The 19,588-nt window shown below is 66.8% G+C and carries 17 protein-coding genes; 7 read left to right on the top strand and 10 right to left on the bottom strand.

Going from position 1 to position 19,588, the window contains the following annotated elements; genetic code table 11:
• Positions 1-45: 45 nt before the first annotated feature.
• Positions 46-1,281: a histidine-type phosphatase gene (locus NZL82_RS13700; RefSeq protein WP_261270309.1), complete on the bottom strand. Its 1,236-nt coding sequence runs from the start codon at positions 1,279-1,281 to the stop codon at positions 46-48.
• Positions 1,282-1,482: 201 nt separating this feature from the next.
• Between NZL82_RS13700 and NZL82_RS13705 the strand changes: the two genes are divergently transcribed.
• Entirely contained in the window at positions 1,483-4,287 is a 2,805-nt protein-coding gene (locus tag NZL82_RS13705; RefSeq protein ID WP_261270310.1) for a TonB-dependent receptor, read from the top strand.
• Between the two features lie 187 nt (positions 4,288-4,474).
• Positions 4,475-5,230, top strand: a complete 756-nt coding sequence (locus tag NZL82_RS13710; RefSeq protein WP_261270311.1) for a DeoR/GlpR family DNA-binding transcription regulator — start codon at positions 4,475-4,477, stop codon at positions 5,228-5,230.
• Here NZL82_RS13710 and NZL82_RS13715 read toward each other — a convergent pair.
• A complete protein-coding gene (locus NZL82_RS13715; protein ID WP_261270312.1) occupies positions 5,188-6,492 on the bottom strand; it encodes an MFS transporter in 1,305 nt (434 codons plus the stop codon). The genes NZL82_RS13710 and NZL82_RS13715 overlap by 43 nt on opposite strands.
• A 117-nt stretch (positions 6,493-6,609) precedes the next feature.
• On the opposite strand from NZL82_RS13715, the gene NZL82_RS13720 reads away from it, so the two are divergent.
• Complete coding sequence (locus NZL82_RS13720) at positions 6,610-7,545, top strand: glutaminase (RefSeq protein WP_261270313.1); 936 nt, start codon at positions 6,610-6,612, stop codon at positions 7,543-7,545.
• Here NZL82_RS13720 and NZL82_RS13725 read toward each other — a convergent pair.
• Genes NZL82_RS13725 through NZL82_RS13735 form a run of 3 tightly spaced genes read right to left on the bottom strand, consistent with a single transcriptional unit; the run spans position 7,451 to position 9,709 of the window.
• On the bottom strand, positions 7,451-7,825 hold the full coding sequence (locus NZL82_RS13725) for a DUF3325 family protein (RefSeq protein ID WP_261270314.1): 375 nt from the start codon (positions 7,823-7,825) through the stop codon (positions 7,451-7,453). The two genes, NZL82_RS13720 and NZL82_RS13725, sit on opposite strands and share 95 nt — an antisense overlap.
• On the bottom strand, positions 7,818-9,383 hold the full coding sequence (locus NZL82_RS13730) for a PepSY domain-containing protein (RefSeq protein ID WP_261270315.1): 1,566 nt from the start codon (positions 9,381-9,383) through the stop codon (positions 7,818-7,820). The genes NZL82_RS13725 and NZL82_RS13730 overlap by 8 nt, the downstream gene beginning before the upstream one ends.
• Positions 9,380-9,709, bottom strand: coding sequence for a hypothetical protein (locus tag NZL82_RS13735; RefSeq protein WP_261270316.1), 330 nt, complete (start codon positions 9,707-9,709; stop codon positions 9,380-9,382). The genes NZL82_RS13730 and NZL82_RS13735 overlap by 4 nt, the downstream gene beginning before the upstream one ends.
• A gap of 98 nt (positions 9,710-9,807) precedes the next feature.
• On the opposite strand from NZL82_RS13735, the gene NZL82_RS13740 reads away from it, so the two are divergent.
• The 4 genes from NZL82_RS13740 to NZL82_RS13755 all read left to right on the top strand — a co-directional run bounded on the left by NZL82_RS13740 (position 9,808) and on the right by NZL82_RS13755 (position 16,766).
• A complete protein-coding gene (locus NZL82_RS13740; protein WP_261270317.1) occupies positions 9,808-12,084 on the top strand; it encodes a TonB-dependent siderophore receptor in 2,277 nt (758 codons plus the stop codon).
• A gap of 85 nt (positions 12,085-12,169) precedes the next feature.
• A complete protein-coding gene (locus NZL82_RS13745) occupies positions 12,170-12,982 on the top strand; it encodes a ferredoxin--NADP reductase (RefSeq protein ID WP_261270318.1) in 813 nt (270 codons plus the stop codon).
• Between the two features lie 195 nt (positions 12,983-13,177).
• Complete coding sequence (locus NZL82_RS13750) at positions 13,178-16,057, top strand: TonB-dependent receptor (RefSeq protein WP_261270319.1); 2,880 nt, start codon at positions 13,178-13,180, stop codon at positions 16,055-16,057.
• A 211-nt stretch (positions 16,058-16,268) separates the two neighbouring features.
• A complete protein-coding gene (locus tag NZL82_RS13755) occupies positions 16,269-16,766 on the top strand; it encodes a hypothetical protein (RefSeq protein WP_261270320.1) in 498 nt (165 codons plus the stop codon).
• A 6-nt stretch (positions 16,767-16,772) separates the two neighbouring features.
• Here the strand turns inward: NZL82_RS13755 and NZL82_RS13760 are convergent, their stop codons facing one another.
• Genes NZL82_RS13760 through NZL82_RS13780 form a run of 5 tightly spaced genes read right to left on the bottom strand, consistent with a single transcriptional unit; the run spans position 16,773 to position 19,582 of the window.
• A complete protein-coding gene (locus NZL82_RS13760) occupies positions 16,773-17,078 on the bottom strand; it encodes a hypothetical protein (RefSeq protein ID WP_261270321.1) in 306 nt (101 codons plus the stop codon).
• Positions 17,075-18,088, bottom strand: coding sequence for a chemotaxis protein CheB (locus NZL82_RS13765; protein WP_261270322.1), 1,014 nt, complete (start codon positions 18,086-18,088; stop codon positions 17,075-17,077). Before NZL82_RS13765 ends, NZL82_RS13760 begins: the two co-directional genes overlap by 4 nt.
• A 47-nt stretch (positions 18,089-18,135) precedes the next feature.
• On the bottom strand, positions 18,136-18,579 hold the full coding sequence (locus NZL82_RS13770; protein WP_261270323.1) for a chemotaxis protein CheW: 444 nt from the start codon (positions 18,577-18,579) through the stop codon (positions 18,136-18,138).
• Between the two features lie 17 nt (positions 18,580-18,596).
• On the bottom strand, positions 18,597-18,974 hold the full coding sequence (locus tag NZL82_RS13775; protein ID WP_261270389.1) for a response regulator: 378 nt from the start codon (positions 18,972-18,974) through the stop codon (positions 18,597-18,599).
• Positions 18,975-19,018: 44 nt separating this feature from the next.
• Positions 19,019-19,582, bottom strand: coding sequence for a chemotaxis protein CheD (locus NZL82_RS13780; protein WP_261270324.1), 564 nt, complete (start codon positions 19,580-19,582; stop codon positions 19,019-19,021).
• Between the last annotated feature and the right edge of the window lie 6 nt (positions 19,583-19,588).

Consider the following 19,588-nt stretch of genomic DNA (forward strand, 5'->3'; position numbering starts at 1 on the left):
GGGTAAGCGAAGCGTTCACGCCGACGATCCCCGCACCGCGGCGGATCAGTTGGCCAGCGGCGCCAGCCGATTTCCGAACAGCGTCACGAACCGGTCGAGCGGGCAGGGCGCATCGGCGGGGCATCCTGGCACCTGTACCGGGGTCAGCGTGACGGCATCGGACTTCGTGCGTATCTGGTCGGGCGACTGGGTGCGATAGGCCAGCGTCACGAATGTCTTGCCCGCCCGGTCGTGCCAGCGCCGGATCAGGATCGCGCCGCCTGGTGCCGCGTCGTTGACGGCATAGCCCGGCGCGACCAGGTCGAAGCCGAGCAGCGCCGCCAGCGCGGTGACATTGGTGTCGTGACCGACGAGAAGGTCGATCCGGGCGCCCTTCGGATCGGTCAGCGCGGCGATCATGTGGCGGCCGAACGCCGCCAACTGGTGCGCGGCCATATAGGGTGAGCGCGAATAGACGTCGAACAGTGCGGCATGCACCGCGCCCAGCCGGGCCAGCACCGCGGCATCGACCGGTAGGCCGCCGACCGAGGGCGACAGGCCTTCGGCATATTGCAGCAGCAGCACTTGTGCGGTGCCCGATGCGGTGCGGATCGGCCCGCTCAGGTCGATTCCATGGCCATCGGCGGACGGGGTCAGGCGCGGCGGCCCCGCCGGATCGCAACCCTCCGGGGCGCCACAGCCCAGCACCGTGTCGAGCAGCCGCAGCGCATCGCGGTGTCGCGCGACCAGCGCGGCCATGCCGCCGGTGAACCGGTCGATGTCCGCCACCGCCGCCGCCGCATCGAAATGCGTGGCACGGGCGCGAAGCGGCTCGAACAGGGGATCGACGTCTCCCATGGGTTTGTGTCCGACGGCCAGCGGACATTCGGGGGTCAGCCCCCGGGCATAGGCCGTGCCGCTGGCGATGGTGCGCGACGAACTGTTGGTCCAGATGCGGATCGTGCCGGGCGCGGGACAGCCATTAGCGGGCAGCAATCCTTGCGTGACCCAGTCGGCGCGGTCGGCACGAGCCTCGGCCGCCAGGGCGTCGGCGCCGCTCGGTGTCAGCGCGCTTTCGGGGGTGGACCATGTCGGCCAGGGCTGGGCGGTGCGAGTCCCCTTCGGCACCTCACCGTCCAGCGGCGCGCGGACGCCGTGGCGCATCAGCATCACCACCCGGTCCAGCGTCATTCCCCTGGGAGCCTCCCCCGATTGCGCGGCCACCGGCGCGGCGACGGCGCCGATGAGGATTGGAGCCAGCATCAGGGCGAGGCGGCGGGCGGGTGCAAGCATGATGGACATGGCGCGGCTCTGCCAAGTTTCAGGGTCAGAACTGTGACATTCGGTCGGCCATTCTCTGCCGCCGGTGCCACGCGCGACCGAATTTTCAAATGTCATCAAAAAACGGTCAATAAGTCATCGGATTGTCACAGCCCATCTCTAGCGGGGCCGTCGAAGGCGCCTGGGGGCGTCGCCATCACGATTTGATCCAGGGGGAATTCCATGACCGCTTCGTTCAAGCGGGCGCATGTCGTGCGCCTGTTGTGCGGCACCGCCGCCACGTTCCTGATCGCCGGACCGGCGCTGGCCGCCGATCCGGTCGCGCCTGTTGCCGTCGAGCCTGTCACCACGGCCGAACCCGATCCGCAGGTCGGCGAGGAAGTGGTCGTGAGCGGTCATCGCCAGGCGGTGGTCGACGCGCAGGACGAACAGTTGCGCAGCCAGTCGCTGGTTACCGTCGTCTCGGGCGAGGAATTGCGGCTTCAGCCGCAGCAGAATCTCGCCGACCTGCTGACCCGCCTGCCGGGCATCAGTTCCTCGGTCGATCAGTCGCGCAACGCGGCGGCGACGGGCGAGGCGCAATATGTCTCGATCCGCGGTCTCGACACCTCGTACAATGCCTATTCGCTCGATGGCGTCCGGCTGGCGCAGACCGATGCGCGCACCCGTGCCATCTCGATGAACCTTTTGTCGCCCTTCTCGCTTCAGACGGTTCGGGTGGACAAGGCGCCGACCGCGCGGTTCGACGGCGATGCGATCGCGGGCATCATCGACATGGTGCCGATCACCGCCTTCGATCTGCCCAACCACCGCACGCAGATCCGTCTCCAGGGCCAATTGGCCGGTCGCGCCGATGCCCGCCGCCAGGACCCATGGGGCGGCACCGTACAGGTCGAGACCGCGCAGCGTCTGGGCGATCTCGGCGTCTATGCCTCGGCCTATTACGGGCTGAAGCATGTGCTGGGTGAATCGACCGCGATGCAGCACGACTGGGAGAAATATAACACCAACATCCCCGGCATGATCCGCGACAATCTGGACAATATCTTCCCGCGCGGCGTGCAGTGGCAGTCCTTCCGCAACCGCATCGAGCGGATGGGCGGTACGCTCAACTTCGACTGGAAGGGTGAGGGGACCGATCTTTACTGGCACTCCACCTATGGCCGGTACAACCTCAAGAGCTGGATGGATCAGACCGCACTCCGCCAGACCAGCCTCGCGCCCGACCAGATCAATCCGAACCCCAATAAGGGTTCCTACGATTCCGCCGGCTATCGCGCCGATTACGGCCTGACCGCGACGCATTATTTCCGGACCGAGCATAGCAAGCAGGAGCTTGTGACGACCAAGGTCGGCGGGCAGACGCGTTCGGGCGACTTCACCTTCGACTATCACGGCGCTTTTTCGCGCGGGTCGCAGGATTATCCGTTGCGTATCCAGTCGGGGTTCGCGGGCCGTCCCTATATCGGCACCGCCGACAATAAGGGTACGGCGGCTTACCGCATGGTCACCTCGATCGGGAACCGCACCTTCCCGCAGGTGGTGCTGACCGACGCGGCGCGCGCCTATCTGACCGACCTGTCGAAGCTGAAGCAGTGGTACGTCACCCAGCAGTTCGAGAACACCTGGGAACGCCGCCTGGAGGGCCAGTTCGACACCGTATGGCACCATGCCGACCAGGGTCTGGTCTCGATCGCGGCGGGCGCCAAGGTCGAGGATGCCAAGCGTTACGCCAATGCGCTGGGCGATGACGGCGCGCTGCAATATACGTTCCCCAATGCGGATGGCAGCAACTCGCCGCGTTACGCCGCGACCGGCCCCGCGCTGACCTCGCTGCCGGGACGCTTGCTGGGCGGGTTCATGAACAACGCCGCGCAGGTGCCGATCTACATGATCGACACCGACTATATCGAGAATCAGGTCGCACAGCTCTCCACCCCGAAGATCGCCGGGCTGGACCCGGTGAAGCTGAAGGAAAACCGTTTGGACGGGCGCGAGAACCGGTTGGCGGGCTATGTCATGGCGACCCTGCAGTTCGGCGATCTGCAAATCGTGCCGGGCGTCCGTTACGAATATAACCGGTTCAAGGGGACCTATTGGCAGGACCAGGGCAACGACACCGGCAAGTTCGTGACATCCGCCCGCCATTACGACCAGTGGCTGCCCAGCGTCATCGCCAATTACCGGCCCAATGACGATGTCGTGATCCGCGCCTCGGTCCGCAAAAGCTATTCGCGGCCTGCATTCGACCTGCTGCTCGGCCCGACGAGCGTGTCGCGCAACGATCTGGGCGAAGTGACCGGGGTATTCATCCCCAACCCGAACCTCGATGCGCAGACGTCGTGGAACTACGACACCTCGCTGGAGATCAAGGGGCAGGGCACCGACTTCTTCTCTGTCAGCCCCTTCTACAAGTCGCTGAACCATGTGCTGTTCGCGACCGGCACCACCAATGCGGGGGGCGATTACAATATCTGGGGCAATCCCCAGTCGGAACAGCAGGGCGGGGTCGAGGTGTCGAGCCTGACCACCAATGCCACCGGCCAGATCTATGGCGTCGAGTTCTTCGCGCGCTATTCGCTCAAAGGCCTGCCCGGCCTGCTCGACGGCCTGGGGATTCAGGCCAATGTCACGCTGCAAAAGGCCAAGGCGAATGTCTTCGTCAACGGCCAGAATCGCGAGCAGCGCATGACCCAGGCGCCGGAGGTGATGTACAATGCCGCGCTGTTCTACAGCCATGGCGGGTTCGCGGCGGAATGGAACTATAACTATACCGGTGATCGCCTGTACGACCTGCGCTCCAGCCGGCCGGACACCTATATCCAGCCGACGACCATCTCCAACCTGATCGTCAACTATACGTTGCCGTCGGGACTGACGGTGGGGGCCTCGATCCAGAACCTGTTCAACGAGCACAGCTATTGGGCGACCACCAGCGAGCGTAAGGCCTATCTCTCGAACGACCGCAAGGGCGGCTATGTCGAGACGGGGCGCATCTACATGCTGAACCTGACCTACGCCTTCTAACCTTTACCCCTCCCCCGATCCGATGCCCGCCCCCCAGCGGCATCGGATCGCACCTTCGCGCCGATGGCCCCCAACGGCCATCGGCGTCCTTGTGTGGGGCATGTGGCGATTCTGGCCGAATGCCCGAGGCGATTGACCGAAACGCGACGACGGTTAGCATCGCGCCGATAATGGGAGCTGTAACGCCATGATGAAACGCCAGCGCCGCCAGGACGAGATCGTGGCGCTATTGGGAGAGGGCGGCTTTCGCGGCATCGGCGAACTGGCCCAGGCGCTGTCCGTGTCCGAGGAGACGGTCCGGCGCGAATTGCGCGTGCTGGAGGCGTCGGGCGCGGTGGTGCGCGCGCATGGCGCGGTCCGGCTGGCCAAGGTGGAGACGGAGGGGTCCTTCGCCACCCGCCTGCAACGCCATGCCGAAGCCAAGCAGAAGATCGCCGCGGCGGTCGCCCAGTTGGTCGCCGATGGGCAGACTATCTATATCGATGCCAGCACCACCGGCCATTATGTCGCGCGGGCGCTTCGCGATCATCAGGGGCTGACCGTCGTCACCAACGCGGTCGGGGTCGCCGCCGAACTGGGCGGGCGCAACGACAACCGGATCATGCTGGCCGGGGGCGAGCTGGATTACGAATATCACGCCTGTTTCGATTCGACCGCGCGCGACTATCTGGCGATGTTCACCCCGGCGCTGGCGATCATGTCGGTGGAATCGGTCAATCTCGACCATGGCTTTGCCGATTATCACAGCGGCGAGGCGGCGGTGTGCCGGATGATGATCGCCCGCGCGCGCCGCACGCTGATCGCGGCCGACCAGAGCAAGTTCGATCGCCCCGGCACCATTCAGGTCGCCGCGCTCGACGCGGTGGCGATGTTGGTGACCGACGTGGCGCCGCCCCCGGCCTATGCCGAGGCGTTGGCGGCGGTGGAGGTGGTGGTCGCCTGACCGCGCGGGATGGCGAGCGCGACGCCCGCCCCCGCCAGCGCCAGGCCGACATGGATCGCCCAGAAACCCGGTTGCGCCATGCCGGGATACAGCGCGCCCAACTGTCCCACCGCCAGATGTGCGACGAAGCCGTGCAGATAGAATAGCCCCGTCATCAGGCCCCGGCGCGCGGGCGGCGCGGCGGCGTTGACGATCGCCAGCGCCGAAGGCCAGGACAGCACCACCCCGATGTCGAGCAGCAGGATCGCCCCCAGCGGCCCGCCCAGCGCCACCGGTCCCACCCCGCGCGACAGCATCGCCAGCAGCGCATAGCCCGAAGCGATCGCCACCCCGCCCAGCGCCAGCTTGGCGGCGGCGCTCGGATCCCGCCCGCGCCGGGCCAGCCAGGGCCATAGCCGATAGGCGATCAGCGCGAGGACGATGGTGAAGGCTCCGTCGGCCGCCGCCAGCCAGCTTGGCGGGATCGCCCACCCCCCGATGGTCAACGCCACCCGTGCGCGGGCCCAGACCAGCACAATGTTGGTCAATTGCTCATAGGCGCAAAAGCACAGGGTGACGGCCAGGATCGCGGGCACCGCGCGCGACCAATTGGTGGCCGCCCCGCCCATCGGCACGGCCGCCACGTGGGCGACGCGCGGCGCGGTACGAAGCAGCAGGATCGCGATCGCCATGCTGCCCGCCATCGCCACGAAGCTCGCGCCGAATCCGGCATGCAGGGCCAGCCAGCCGCCGATCAGCGGCCCGAGCAGCGTCCCGCCGTTGAGAAAGGCCAGATAGGCCGCGAATAGCCGCTCGCCCCCGGCCCGGCCACGCAGCGCACCGACCTCCGCCGCCAGATTGCCTTTCAACAGGCCGATGCCGCCGATCATCAGCACCAGTCCGCCGAGCGCCCCCTGCCGACCGGCCAGCATCAGCAGGCCCGATGCCATCAGCACCGCGCCGATATACATCGCCGGTCGCCGCCGCCCGCTGCAATCCGCGATCCAGCCCCCCAGCGGCAGGACCAGATAGGTCATCGCGCCGTAAAGACCGTAAAGCTGCGAGGCGAAGGCGATGTCGCCATGCGCGCCGGTCACCGCTTCGACCGTGCGGCGCAGCGCGGCCATGCCGGCGACCGAACCGGCGGGGCGGACCAGCAGATCGGTCAGCAGGAACAGGGTGAGCAGCGACTTCGCGCCCTGGATGGCGAATCGCTCCCATCCCTCGACGCTGGCGAGCGTCCAGAATCCGGGGGCGGGCGGGGGCGTGTCCGTCTCGCGCATTATGGTGAATTGCGGTCCGTGGTCGGGCTTGGGAGGAAGCGCTGGCTCCCTAGCGGCGGTTTGTGACGGGTTCGCGGCGGCTCGACAAAGGCGGGGCGGCAGGGCACGACCTGTCCCATGGATCTGTCCGCCATCGTTGCCGACATCGCCGCCGAAATGGCCGAGGCTCCCGATCGGGGCAAACCCGCCGACTATATCCCGGCGCTGGCGGGGATCGATCCGCACCGATTCGGCATCGCGATCGTCGAGGCGGACGGCCAGTGCCATCTGGCGGGCGATGCCGAGGAAAGTTTCTCGATCCAGAGCATTTCCAAGGTCTTCGCGCTAACCCTGGCGCTGGGCGCCGTCGGCGACCAGTTGTGGCGGCGGGTCGGGCGCGAGCCATCGGGCACGGCATTCAACTCGATCGTGCAACTGGAGACGGAAGGCGGCATCCCGCGCAATCCCTTCATCAATGCGGGGGCGATCGTGGTCGCCGACGTGCTGCTCGGCGGCTATGAACCGCGCGAGGCGATCGGGGAAATGTTGCGCTTCGTCCGCGCCCTGGCGGGAGAGGACGACATCGTCATCGATGCCGCCGTGGCGCAGGCCGAGATGGAGACGGGACACCGCAACCAGGCGCTGGCGCATTACATGCACGCCTTCGGCAATCTCCATCACCCCGTCGACCGGGTGCTGGGCGTCTATTTCCACTTCTGCGCGCTGGCGATGAGCTGTCGGCAACTGGCGCTGGCGGGCCGTTACCTGATGGCGCGCGGGGTCAATCCGGGGACGGGGCGCTCGGTGGTGTCACCGCAGCGCGCGCGGCGCATCAACGCGCTGATGATGAGTTGCGGCCATTATGACGGGTCGGGCGAGTTCGCTTTCCGCGTCGGCCTGCCGGGGAAATCGGGGGTGGGCGGCGGCATCCTGGCGATCGTGCCCGGCCGGGCCTCGATCGCCGTCTGGTCCCCCGGCCTTAACGCGCGCGGGAATTCGCAGCTTGGTACGCTGGCGCTCGAACGGCTGGTGCAGCGGACCGGCTGGTCTGTGTTCGACCCACAAGCCGGTTGACGGCGCGAAGCGGCGCGAAGGCGGCCCCCGCACGCACCGACAGCAGCAGGTTCAGCGCGATCCCCGCGATCGACGCCGCGCCCAGCAACCGCACGATCCGCTCGCCGGTGATGCCCGTCCCGCATCCCGACAGCGCCAGCAACAGCACCGCCACGCCCAGCAGCTTCAGCCCGCCACGCAGCCGGGCATCGTGCATCGTCCCGGCGTCGCGGGCATGGCGATAGGAACCGGCGGCGAGCAGCCAGAAGCCGACAAAGCACACAGCGATGGTATCAAGCATGGGCAGGCTCCGAAAAGCGGCGGGACCGCGTGGGGGCTCGGGGGGCGGGGCGGGCACTGACCCGGGCGGCGACGGCGAAGCCGACCCCGATGAGCAGCGTCGCCAGATCGAAGGCGAGGAAGACCCGGTCGCCATCGAGCAGAGAGGGGAGCAGCCAGCGCGCGGTGGTCAGCGCGTTGACGAGCGGGATGGCGGTCCACAGCGCGGCGGCGACCACGAATAGAACCGTCCAGGCCCGGCGCGCGGGCAGGCCGCACTGTGCCACCGCCAACAGGCCCCAGGTCCAGAACATCGCCGACACTTCCATATCGGCGCGGCCCTCCATCCCGGCGGGGATCAGCCGGTTGGCGAGCAGATAGGCCGCCATGCCGCTGGGAAAGGCCGCGATGGTCGCGATGTTGATCCGTTCGGCCAGGGTGAGCCCGAAAAACGGCGCGGCACCGGGCTTGCGCCGCTTGGCGGTCCAGAGCAGCAGGCCGGTGCCGACCATCGCCGCCCCGGTCAGCCCCATGACGAAATAGGCCCAGCGCAGGGCGGGGCCCGCAAAGGTCGCCAGATGCAGGCCCAGCAGCACACCCGCGGTCCCGATCGCCGAGCTGAGCTGGCCGGTCTGGGCGACGAAACGACCGGTCGCCCCTTCATAGGTGACGGTCGGCGTCCGCGCGCTGATCGCGCCGCGTCCTGCCTGGGCGATGGTCACGCGCGCGGCGCTGTCGCCGGGATTTTCCACGATGACGCGCGTTGCCGGGCCGCCCAGCCGCCGCTCGGCATCGCGCATCAGCGGCGCGATCTCCACCATCGGGGCCCGAACGCCGGTGGCGACGACATCCTCCGGGGTGCCATAGGCCACCTGCATGAACTGCGCGGGCTTGGCATAGTTCATCAGCACCGGCCACGGCATGTACATGGTGACCAGAGTGATGAGCCCCGTATAGGTGATCATCGCATGATAGGGCAGGCCGAGCACCGCGGTGACGTTGTGCGCATCCAGCCAGCTGCGCTGCCCCTTGTTCCAGCGCAGCGTGAAGAAGTCGGCGAAGATGCGCTTGTGCGTGATGACGCCCGAGATGATCGCCCCCAGCATTGCCATCGCGCACAGTCCGGCCAGCCAGCGGCCCCAGGGATACGGCAGTTGAAGCTGGAAATGGAAGCGATAGAAATGCTCGCCCCCACGCGTTTCGCGCGCGGTCAGGGGGGCGCCGCTGACGGGATCGAGGTCGAGTTCACCACCGCGCCGCTTGCCCTCGGGCTTGGCGGGGATGCGGAAGACGCGAGTGGCGGTGGTCCGGCCATCGGGCAGATAGATATACCATTGCAGATCGTTCGATCCGATCCGCTGCAGATACCGCACCGCCGATTGGGTCGCCTGTTCGGGAGAAGCGGCCGAGGCGCAGATTTCGGGCTGCATCCACTGGGTGATCTCGGGCCGGAAATAGGCCGAGGTGCCGGTCAGGAACATGGTGAACAATATCCACCCGGCGATCAGGCCTAGCCAGCCATGCGCCCAGGCCATGGTCTGCCGCCAGCCGCGCTGGCCGTTCGTCGTCGCTTCGCTCATGCCCGCACGCCCAGCCACCAGATCAGCGCCGCCATCGCCAGTGCGCCGCCCCAGATCACCGCGCTGACGCGCCGCAACCGAATCTCATGCAGCGCCCAAAGCCCGATCCCGACATAGACCAGGAAGGACAGCAGCATCGGCCAGCCCGTCACCTCGACCCGCGTCAGGACATCGGGGGCGGGCAGGAGCCGCGCGGTCAGCATCGCGGCGGCGACCGCGAAGCCATAGCCGCCGACGATCGCGGTGAACCAGCGCCACGCCATTGCGAATCCGCCGCGCCACCCCGTGGCGGCGGCATGCGAGGACCCTCCGGCCTTGTCGTCCATGGCTTGGCGTGACGCCACCCGCGCTTTCCCCTTGTCAATCCTTGGACACGGTCCTAGCAGAGTTTGAGAGTCACTATCAATAGCAGGGAACGAAATTTATGCGCAGGCTGAGCGGAGCGCTGTTGGCGGCTTGCGCCACCGGGGGGATGTTGGGGGCTGCCGTTCCGGCCTTCGCGTCGCCCCGCGACGCGATCGAGAATGACGATCAGCAGCGGTTGCGCAATGAGGAGATCGTGGTCGAAGGCGAACGCGAAAAGAAGGGCGCGGCCTCCGGCACCAAGACCGACATTCCCCTGATCGCCACGCCGCAGAGCATCACGGTCATCGACCAGGCGGAACTGACCCGGCGTAACGCGCTGTCGATCAATCAGGCGCTGGGCTATGTCGCGGGTGTCGCCCCCAACCAGCGCGGCAATGTCGCGACCCGGTACGACCAGTTGTACCTGCGCGGTTTTTCCCCCGGCGTGTTCATGGACGGGATGCGGTTGCTGGGCGGGGTCTATGCCATCCCGCAGGTCGATTTCCATCTGGTCGAGACGGTCGATGTCGTGAAGGGGCCGGCGGGCGTCACCTATGGCTCGGGCACGCCGGGCGGGTTGATCAACCTGACCAGCAAGCTGCCCTATGCCGGGTCGGGCGGGCGGATCGAGCTGGCCGCCGGCAATTACGCGCTGCTGCGCTCCAGCATCGATGTGAACCGGCCGCTGGATGCCGACAATCGCTGGCTGTTCCGGATGATCGCCGGCGCGGAGGAATCGGATGGCTTCATCCGGTCGACCGCCAACCGGCGCTATTATGCGCGACCGATGCTGACCTTCGCGCCCGACAAGGCCACCAGCATCACTTTGATCCTCAATTATCAGCGCGACCCTGAATCGGGATCCTATAGCGGGGTGCCCGCCTATGGATCGGCGCTGCCCAATCCATCCGGGGTGCTGCCGGTCGATTTCAACACGTCCGAGCCGTCCTACGAAGCATTCGACCGGACGCAAAAGTCGGCGACCCTGTTGTTCCACCACGACCTGACCGACCGGCTGAGCTGGACGACCAGCGCGCGCTATCTGGCGATCGGGCTGCATTATCGGCAGATTTACGGGTCGGGGTTCGTCACGCGTGGCACCGGCGCCAATGCAAACAGCGACCTCTCCACCCTGCAGCGCGGCGGCGGCGGATCGGACGAGGCGTTCCAGACCTTCACCGTCGACAATCACCTGGTCGGCAAGCTGGACACCGGTCCGATCCGCCACACCATCCTGGGCGGCATCGACTGGCAGCATAATCGCGGCGAGAACTATCAGGCCTTCTTCACCGGCACGAACGCGAACCCGGTGTTCAACATCCCCAATCTCAGCCTGTTCGCGCCGGTCTATGGCGTGCCGTTGCCCAGCTTCCCGATCACCCAGACGCACAATTACACCAAGCGCGATCAGGTTGGTGTCTATCTGCAGGACCAGATTGCGATCGGCGGGCTGCAACTGATCGCCAGCGGGCGTTGGGACACGTACAATCAGACGACGCAGAATCTGAACACCAATGCCGTCAGCCGTCTGAACCAGACGGCGTTCACCACGCGGCTGGGCGCGTTGTACGAGACGAAGATCGGCCTTTCGCCCTTTGTCAGCTATTCGGAAAGCTTCGAGCCGCAGGCGGGCAGCACCTGGGACGGCAACAACTTTATCCCCGTTACGGGCCGCCAATATGAGGCGGGGCTGAAATACCAGCCGCGCGGCACGACCGCTTTGTTCACCCTGTCCGCCTTCGACCTGCGCCGCCGCAACGTGCCGGTCGCTGATCCGCGCGCGGGCACGGGCAACATCCCCAGCAATTCGCAGGTTCAGATCGGCGAAGTCTCGGTGCGCGGGATCGAGCTGGACGGGCGCGGCACCGTGGCCCCCGGATTCGATGTGGTCGTCGCCGCCACCTATAGCGATCCCTATGTCCGGCAGGGGACACCCGTGGTCGGCACCGGCGACCAGCTGAGCGGGGTTACCGGCACCCGACCGCTGGGTGTGCCGCAATGGAGTGCCTCCAGCTTCCTGTCCTATGATCTGGGCAAGGCCGGTGTCGCCAATGCTCTTGGCGGGCTGAGCCTGGGCGCTGGCGTGCGCTATGTCGGCGAATCGGAAGGGACGGCGACCACCGTGGCGGCGGGCCGTACCGTGGTCCGGCGTTTCCAGTCGCCCGATTACTGGCTGGCCGACCTGATGCTGGGCTATGACCTCGGCCGGGTCAGCCCGGCGATGGAGGGGTTGAGCTTCACCGCCAATGTCGCCAATCTGTTCGACAGACGCCACATCACCAGCTGTTTCTTCAACAACGGCTGCTATTATGGGGCATCGCGGACCTTTGTAGGCAGCCTGCGCTATTCTTGGTAAGGGCGCATCCGATTCATTCGCACATGACGTATCCGCCCGCCCCGCCGACCGATTGGCGGGCGCGGGGCGCAAAGGAGTTTTGAGGTTGTCGACCGATACTGCCCTGCCCGAACTGACCCCGACCGCGGCGCTGAGCGTCGAGACGGTTCAGAGCGTCCATCACTGGAACGAGCATCTCTTCTCCTTCTCGGTCTCCCGCCCCGACAGCTTCCGTTTCCGTTCGGGCGAGTTCGTGATGATCGGGCTGCAGGGCGACAACGGCAAGCCGCTGCTGCGCGCCTATTCGGTGGCCAGCCCGTCCTATGACGAAAAGCTCGATTTCCTGTCGATCAAGGTCCAGGACGGCCCGCTGACCAGCAAGCTGCAAAAGGTACAGCCCGGCGACCAGATCTATCTGGGCCGCAAGCCGACCGGCACGCTGGTCGCCGACGCGCTGCTGCCCGGCAAGCGGCTGTTCATGCTGTCGACCGGCACGGGCCTGGCGCCCTTCCTGTCGGTCGCGCGTGACCCGGACATTTATGACATGTTCGACGAGGTCGTGATCGTCCACTCGGTCCGCCGGGTCAGCGACCTGGCCTTCCACGACGAACTGGCGGGCAAGCTGTCCGACGATCCGCTGGTCGGCGAGGTCGCGGCGGAGAAGTTCCATTACGTCCCGACTGTCACGCGCGAGCCGTTCCACACGTCGGGGCGCATCGACGCGCTGATCGACGATGGCCGGTTGTTCGCGGGGCTGCCCAGCGCGCACGGCTTCAACCCGGAAACCGACCGGATCATGATGTGCGGCAGCATGGAGATGATCAAGTCGCTGGGTGCCAAGTTCGAGGACATGGGCTTCCCCGAAGGCTCGAACGCGCAACCCGGGGCCTATGTGATCGAAAAGGCCTTCGCCGGCTGATCCCTTATCCGTCGCCCCAGCGAAGGCTGGGGCCTTGATCGGGCGGACCCCCTACCTCGCCGTCATCCCGGCTTTCACTGGGATGGCGGCGGAGGCATAATCCCCAATCCGCGACATTTGGCACGTCGCGCGGCACATTTGTGCGACATTTGCGTCCTAACGCCCGAAACCCGAACATAGGGAAAAGGGACGGACATGCGGCTTTGGGCGGGTTTGATGCTGGCGAGTGCGATGCCGGCGATCGCGCAGGCGCAGATGGCGGCCACCCCCGCCACCCCCGCTACTTCCGCCCCCACGCCGCAGACGCCGGCCACGCCGGAGGCGGCGGCCTCATCCTCCCCGTCCGCCACCGCGGCAGCCGCGCTCCAGGGGACCCCGTCCGCCACTTCGCGCACCCAGCCCGAGCCGGAGGCCGATGAGGAAGAGGGCGAGGAGGGCGATGTCGTCGTCACCGCCCGGCGTGAGCCGGGTCGGGTGCCCGGCGACATTCCCCCCGACCAGCAATTGAGCCCCGCCGACATTCGCAGCTATGGCGTGTCGAGCGTTGCCGACCTGCTGACCGAACTCGCGCCGCAGACGACCAGCGGGCGCGGCGGATCGCCGGTGATCCTGCTCAACGGTCGCCGCATCGCGGGCTTCCAGGAAATTCGCGACCTGCCGACCGAGGCGATCCTGCGCGTCGACATCCTGCCCGAGGAAGTCGCGCTGAAATATGGCTATCGCGCCGATCAGAAGGTGGTCAACTTCGTCCTGCGCCCCCGCTTCCGCTCGCTGGCGGTCGAGGCGATCGGCAAGGTGCCGACGCAGGGCGGTTCCGCCATGGGGCAGTTGCGGCTCGACCAGTTGCAGATCCGGCGCGACCGGCGGCTGAGCATCCACACCGATTATTCGGAAACTTCGCGACTGACCGAGGCGGAACGCGGGATCATCGCGCCCTCGTCCAACGCATCGCTGGGCGGCAATATCGTCACCGCCGACCCCGGCCTCGCCGCGCTGACCGGCACCAGCTCCAGCGTGGTCGGGCTGCCGAGCGGGTTGAGCGCGGCACCCAGCCTCGCGCAACTGGCGGGCAGCCCCGCGACCAGCACCGACGTGACCCCCTATCGCACGCTGCAATCGGCGCAGCGGCAATGGGACGCCAATATCGTTTATGCGCGCAACATCTTCGGCAAGGTGTCCGCCTCGTTCAACGCCGAGGTGCAAACGACGCAGAGCAACAGCTGGAACGGCCTGCCATCGGCCAATCTGGTGGTGCCTGCGGGCAATCCCTATTCGCCCTTCGCCACGACCGCCACGGTCAGCCGCCTCAGCGATGCCTATGGTCCGCTGGTCCAGAACAATACCGGACTGACCGCGCATCTGGGCACGGTGTTCAACGGTGACATCGGCAAGTGGCGCTGGTCGCTGACCGGGGCCTATGACCGGGCGGAGAGCCGGGTCGCGACTGATACCGGGCTGGACGTCACCGGGTTGCAGGCGCGGTTGGACGCGGGCGATCCGACCGCCAATCCCTATGGTCCGCTCGATGGGCTGGGGATGGCGGCGCGCAATTTCGCCCGCTCGACCTCCTCCTCGGGCGAAGTCGATGCCCTGCTCAATGGCCGGGTCTTCGCGCTTCCGGCGGGCGATGTGCAGGCCAGCGTCAAGCTGGGCGGGCAGACCAGCGATTTCTCCAGCAGTTCGACGCGGTTCGGGCTGGTCCAGACCGGCGACGTGTCGCGCGACATCGTCAATGGCCAGGTCAATCTGGACCTGCCCATCGCCAATCGCGATCGCCAGATCCTGGGTGCGATCGGCGACCTGTCGCTGAACGTCAATGTCGGGGCCGATCACCTGTCGGACTTCGGCACGCTGACCACGGTGGGATATGGTGCCAACTGGTCGCCGCTGGACGGCGTGCGCGTCATCGCCTCCTGGACCGATCAGGAGGACGCCCCCACCGCGCAGCAACTGGGCAATCCGACGATCACCACGCCCAATGTCCGCCTGTTCGACTATGTGCGCGGGACGACCGCGACGATCACCGCCGTGACCGGGGGCAACCCGGCGCTGGTCGCGGACAATCGCCATGTCATGAAGCTGGGCCTGACGCTGAAGCCATGGCGTGAGCGGGACATCAACCTGACCGCCAACTATTATCGGATCAACACCGACGATCCGATCGCCTCCTTCCCCACGCCGACCGCGGCGATCGAGGCGGCGTTCCCGGATCGCTTCTCGCGCGACGCGGCGGACAACCTGCTCCGTGTCGATTCGCGCCCGATCAACTTCGCCCAGACCGAGCGGTCGCAGCTTCGCTGGGGGATCAACTTCTCACGGCCGATCAAGTCGAAGATCCAGAAGGAACTGGAGGCGTTTCGTGCGGGCACCGGGCCCAATCCCTTTGCGGGCATGAATTTCCCCGGCCGGGGCGGCGGCCAGCGCGGCGAGGGGCAGGGCGGTGGACAGGGCGCGCCCGGTGCGGCAGCGGGCGGCCCCGGCGGCCCCGGTGGCCCCGGTGGTCCGGGTGGTCCGGGTGGTCCGGGTGGTCCGGGTGGCGGAGGTTTCCGGGGGGGCGGCGGCTTTGGCGGCGGTCGTGGCGGCGGCGGCGGGCGGATGCAGTTCGCGCTCTACCACACCTGGACCTTAGCCGACCGGGTGACCGTGGCGGATGGCGGGCCCGTGCTCGACCTGCTGCGCGGCGATGCGATCGGGTCGAGTGGCGGCACCTCGCGCCATCAGCTGGAAGTGCAGGCGGGCTATTCCAACAACGGCGTCGGTGTCCGGCTGTCGGGGGATTGGCGTAGCGCGACGCGGGTCAATGGCGGCACCCCCGCCAATCCGCAGGCGCTGAACTTCGGCAGTCTGGCGACGATCGATCTGCGCCTGTTCGCCGATCTGGGTCAGCGGCTGGACCTGGTCCGTGCACACCCCTGGGTCCGTGGGACGCGGATCAGCCTGTCGGTCGACAATCTGTTCAACCAGCGCCAGAGGGTCACCGATGGTACGGGCACGGTGCCGATCGGTTACCAGCCCGGTTATCTCGATCCGCTGGGGCGCACGATCCGGCTATCGATCCGAAAACTCTTTTTCTGACGCCGCATAATAGCAGAACATGAAATTACTCCGGATCGGGACGAATTCCGGATCACAAACTTAAGTTTTTGGTTAACCTACCCTAATTTCGGCGTCATCATGGCCAGTGAAGAATTGCGACGGCGCAGCGGAATCGGAATACCGATCGAGTTGCCGTGCGGACGCAAGCTTTCTGACGGTGGGGTTTAATATGGGTCGGAGAGTGGAGGTCATGGATGACCGCTACGATGCAGGGGTAGAAGCCGGACTGCCGGGCATCGACGATCGCCTTCGTCGCATTCGCGATGAACTGGCCTTGGTCGAGTCGATGGTGCGTCAGGAGAATGAGACGCGGATCGTACCGTCCGATATTGGCCGGGTCATCCGTTCCGCGCGCGAGGGGGTCGGTCAGTTCTTCGACGCCAGCCTGTTCGCCGATCCGGCGTTCGACATGCTGTTGTTCGTCTTTCTGGAGGAAGAGGCGGGACGGCCGGTGGAAACCAGCGCCTGCTACCGCGCGTCCGGCGTACCCCGCACCACGGCGGTCCGCTGGATCAATATGCTGATCTCGCTGGGGATGTTCGAAAGTGCGCCGCACCCGACCGATCGCCGTCTGGCGCTGCTCAGCCTGAGCGAGTCGACGCGGGAGGGCGTGCGCCAATGGCTGGCGTCGCTGCGCCCGCTGATCGAGCGGATGACGCTGCGCGAGCCTCTGCCCGGTACGATCTGATCCGGGTCAGCGCGCGTCGGCGATCCGGGTGCGCAGGCTGTCGGCCAGGGTCTCCAGCGTGACGCCGTCGATCCGATCGGACAGCGGCGCATCAGATCGCAATATGTCGGCGATCGCCAGTTGCACCTGGGTGATCCGGTCGACCGACTGGATGCCCACCATATGGCGGCGCAGCGTGTCCGCATCGCTCGCCAGCTCATAGGCGAGGTCGGCGAGCGAGCGGGTCAGTTCGACCAGCTCCTCGGCCAGGGCATGGGCCAGCGGGCGGTCGACACCGCCCGCCGACACCATGCCGGACATGTCCTGGATCATTTGCTGCACAGCTTCAGGATATTGGCGGCGATCGCATCGCCCGCCACCGGTTGCGACACCGCACCCTTGGACAGGGTGAAGTCGGTGCCGTTCCGCCCGATGGCATAGGCCCCGCCCGCCAGCATGGCCCGCAGGCCCGCCGAGCCGTCCTCATCGTCCAGCGCGACCAGCACGCCCAGGCCGTTGCTGCCCGCCGCCTTGGCGACCGACGCGAAAAGCAGCGAGATGGACGGACGCTCGCCCGCCACGGGTTCGCGGGCGAGCAGGCGGATCGTACCGGCGGGCCAGCTGTCGACCACCATATGCGTCTCGCCCTGCGGCGCGAAATAGATGGTGCCCTGTTCCACCTTCATGCCGTCGGTCGCCTCGACCACCTTCGGCGCGATCTGATCGCGCAACTGCTCGACCATCGGGGTCAGCAGGCCATCGGTCATCTGCTGCACGACCAGGGTGGGCGGGCAATTGGCGGGGAAGGCCTGGAACAGGTTGAACAGCGCCTGGGTGTTGGCGGCGTCCGCCCCGATCGCTAGGATACGGCCGTTCCAGTTCATGGCGGCGGGGGGCGCCTTTCGGGCGTGGCCCAGTGCGCCCGCCTTGGTCCGCTTCAGATCGGCATTGCGCGCCGACTTGATCCGCTTGCCCAGCTTGCCGATGATCGCGTCGAGTTCGGCCTGAACCGCCACCTTGGGTTTGGGGAAACAGTCGATCGCGCCCAGCCGCAGCGCCTCGATCGACTCGGCGGCACCGGCGGCGGTGCGGGTCGAGAACATGATGACCGGCATCGGCCGATTCTCCATGATCTCCGCCAGATAATCCAGCCCGCTCATGCCCGGCATCTCGACGTCCAGCGTCATCACCTCGGGCCGATACTGATCGACCATCGCGCGCGCTTCCGCCGCGCCGTCGGCGGCGCCGACCACGGCCACCCCCTTGATGCGTTCGAGCGCCCCCGAGATGAGGACCCGCATCGTCAGCGAGTCGTCGACCACCAGAACCTTTACGTCGGCCATTACGCAATACCTTCCAAAACGGATACGCCGTCACGTCACTTGAGTTGTTACGCCGCCTCGGCGGTGAGGTGGGTGCTGTCCGACAGCCGGTCGAGCGCCAGGATCAGGATCAGCCGCTGTTCGATGGTCGCCAGCCCTTCCAGGAAATGCGCCGCCGTCGCCTCGCCCATGTCGGGCAGCGGCTGCATCGATTCGGGGGGAACCGAGACGATGTCGTTGACCGCATCGACGATCAGGCCCTGAAGCTGGTCGCCGATCCGGACCACGATGATGACGTGACGCGCGCTGGGATCGGTGATGCCCCAGCCCAGCCGGTGCCGCAGGTCCAGGACCGGCAGGACGATGCCGCGCAGGTTGACGACGCCGCGCACATGGGCGGGCACGTTGGGCAGCGGGGTGGCGGGCGACCAGGCGCGGATTTCGCGGATCGCCATGATGTCGACGCCCAGTATCTGGTCGCCGAGCTGGAAGGTGATGAGCTGACGCGACATGGTCCTGTCCTCCGGGATCAATGCAGCACGCGACGAATGGCCGCGGCGAGCTTTTCGGGGTTGAAGGGCTTGACGATCCATCCGGTCGCCCCGGCCTCACGCGCGCGCGCCTTTTTCTCGTCCGAGCTTTCGGTGGTCAGGACGAGGATCGGCAGGTTGCGATGCCCCGGCTGGCGGCGCAGCGCCTCGATCAGGCCGAAACCGTCCATGCGCGGCATGTTGATGTCGGTGATGACCAGGTCGGGCGCGGTGTCGGGCGTCACGCCGTCCAGCGTGTCGAGCGCATGGACGCCGTCCTCGGCTTCCAGAACCCGATAGCCCATGTCGGTCAGCGCGGCACGCAGAAGCATCCGCATGCTGGGCGAATCATCCACGGTCATGATGGTCTGGGACACGAACTGGCCTTTCGTCTTCGAATTCGGGAATGGGATGATGGTCATCAAAAGAACTCCACGTCGCCGGTCGCAGCGGGCGGAGGGGTGGGGCGGGCGATGCGCGGTGGCGGCAAGGGCGCGTCGGTGACATGGCGGCACCGGGCGAGGCCGAGCGCGGGACGGAATTCGACGCGGCGCGCGCTGATCCCGCCGACATCCTCGCCGACCAGCGCGATCCGCTCGTCCGCCAGGAAGCGACGCGCGAATTGCGCATTGGCCTGTCCGATGTCGCGAAAGCCGTCGCGCATCATCGCGCCGCCGAACAGCCGCGCCTTCAGGCTATGCCGTTGCGCTCCCACGGCCATCATCGCGTTGATCAATACTTCCATCGCGTAGACACCATAACGCTGCATAGATTTAGGATCGGTATCCGCGACGCCCGGTTCGGCCAGCAGAAAATGATTGAGCCCGCCCACGCCCGCGATCGGATCGTAGAGGCAGGCCGAGATGCAACTGCCCAGCACGGTGGTCAGCACGACATCCTTTTCCTGGCTGACGCGGGTTTCGCCCTGGATCACATTGATCCGGCGAAGGCCGTCGCGCTGCGCCATGCGGGGGATGGGCGGCATTGGGGG

Source organism: Sphingomonas sp. LC-1, assembly GCF_025371035.1.
Classification (GTDB): Bacteria; Pseudomonadota; Alphaproteobacteria; order Sphingomonadales; family Sphingomonadaceae; genus Sphingomonas; species Sphingomonas sanguinis_E.

What these genes read in the sequence shown, in the direction of transcription:
- NZL82_RS13700 (WP_261270309.1), bottom strand. Translation starts at nt 1,281, where the DNA reads ATGTCCATCATGCTTGCACCCGCCCGCCGCCTCGCCCTGATGCTGGCT.
- NZL82_RS13705 (WP_261270310.1), top strand. Translation starts at nt 1,483, where the DNA reads ATGACCGCTTCGTTCAAGCGGGCGCATGTCGTGCGCCTGTTGTGCGGC.
- NZL82_RS13710 (WP_261270311.1), top strand. Translation starts at nt 4,475, where the DNA reads ATGATGAAACGCCAGCGCCGCCAGGACGAGATCGTGGCGCTATTGGGA.
- NZL82_RS13715 (WP_261270312.1), bottom strand. Translation starts at nt 6,492, where the DNA reads ATGCGCGAGACGGACACGCCCCCGCCCGCCCCCGGATTCTGGACGCTC.
- NZL82_RS13720 (WP_261270313.1), top strand. Translation starts at nt 6,610, where the DNA reads ATGGATCTGTCCGCCATCGTTGCCGACATCGCCGCCGAAATGGCCGAG.
- NZL82_RS13725 (WP_261270314.1), bottom strand. Translation starts at nt 7,825, where the DNA reads ATGCTTGATACCATCGCTGTGTGCTTTGTCGGCTTCTGGCTGCTCGCC.
- NZL82_RS13730 (WP_261270315.1), bottom strand. Translation starts at nt 9,383, where the DNA reads ATGAGCGAAGCGACGACGAACGGCCAGCGCGGCTGGCGGCAGACCATG.
- NZL82_RS13735 (WP_261270316.1), bottom strand. Translation starts at nt 9,709, where the DNA reads ATGGACGACAAGGCCGGAGGGTCCTCGCATGCCGCCGCCACGGGGTGG.
- NZL82_RS13740 (WP_261270317.1), top strand. Translation starts at nt 9,808, where the DNA reads ATGCGCAGGCTGAGCGGAGCGCTGTTGGCGGCTTGCGCCACCGGGGGG.
- NZL82_RS13750 (WP_261270319.1), top strand. Translation starts at nt 13,178, where the DNA reads ATGCGGCTTTGGGCGGGTTTGATGCTGGCGAGTGCGATGCCGGCGATC.
- NZL82_RS13755 (WP_261270320.1), top strand. Translation starts at nt 16,269, where the DNA reads ATGGATGACCGCTACGATGCAGGGGTAGAAGCCGGACTGCCGGGCATC.
- NZL82_RS13760 (WP_261270321.1), bottom strand. Translation starts at nt 17,078, where the DNA reads ATGATCCAGGACATGTCCGGCATGGTGTCGGCGGGCGGTGTCGACCGC.
- NZL82_RS13765 (WP_261270322.1), bottom strand. Translation starts at nt 18,088, where the DNA reads ATGGCCGACGTAAAGGTTCTGGTGGTCGACGACTCGCTGACGATGCGG.
- NZL82_RS13770 (WP_261270323.1), bottom strand. Translation starts at nt 18,579, where the DNA reads ATGTCGCGTCAGCTCATCACCTTCCAGCTCGGCGACCAGATACTGGGC.
- NZL82_RS13780 (WP_261270324.1), bottom strand. Translation starts at nt 19,582, where the DNA reads ATGCCGCCCATCCCCCGCATGGCGCAGCGCGACGGCCTTCGCCGGATC.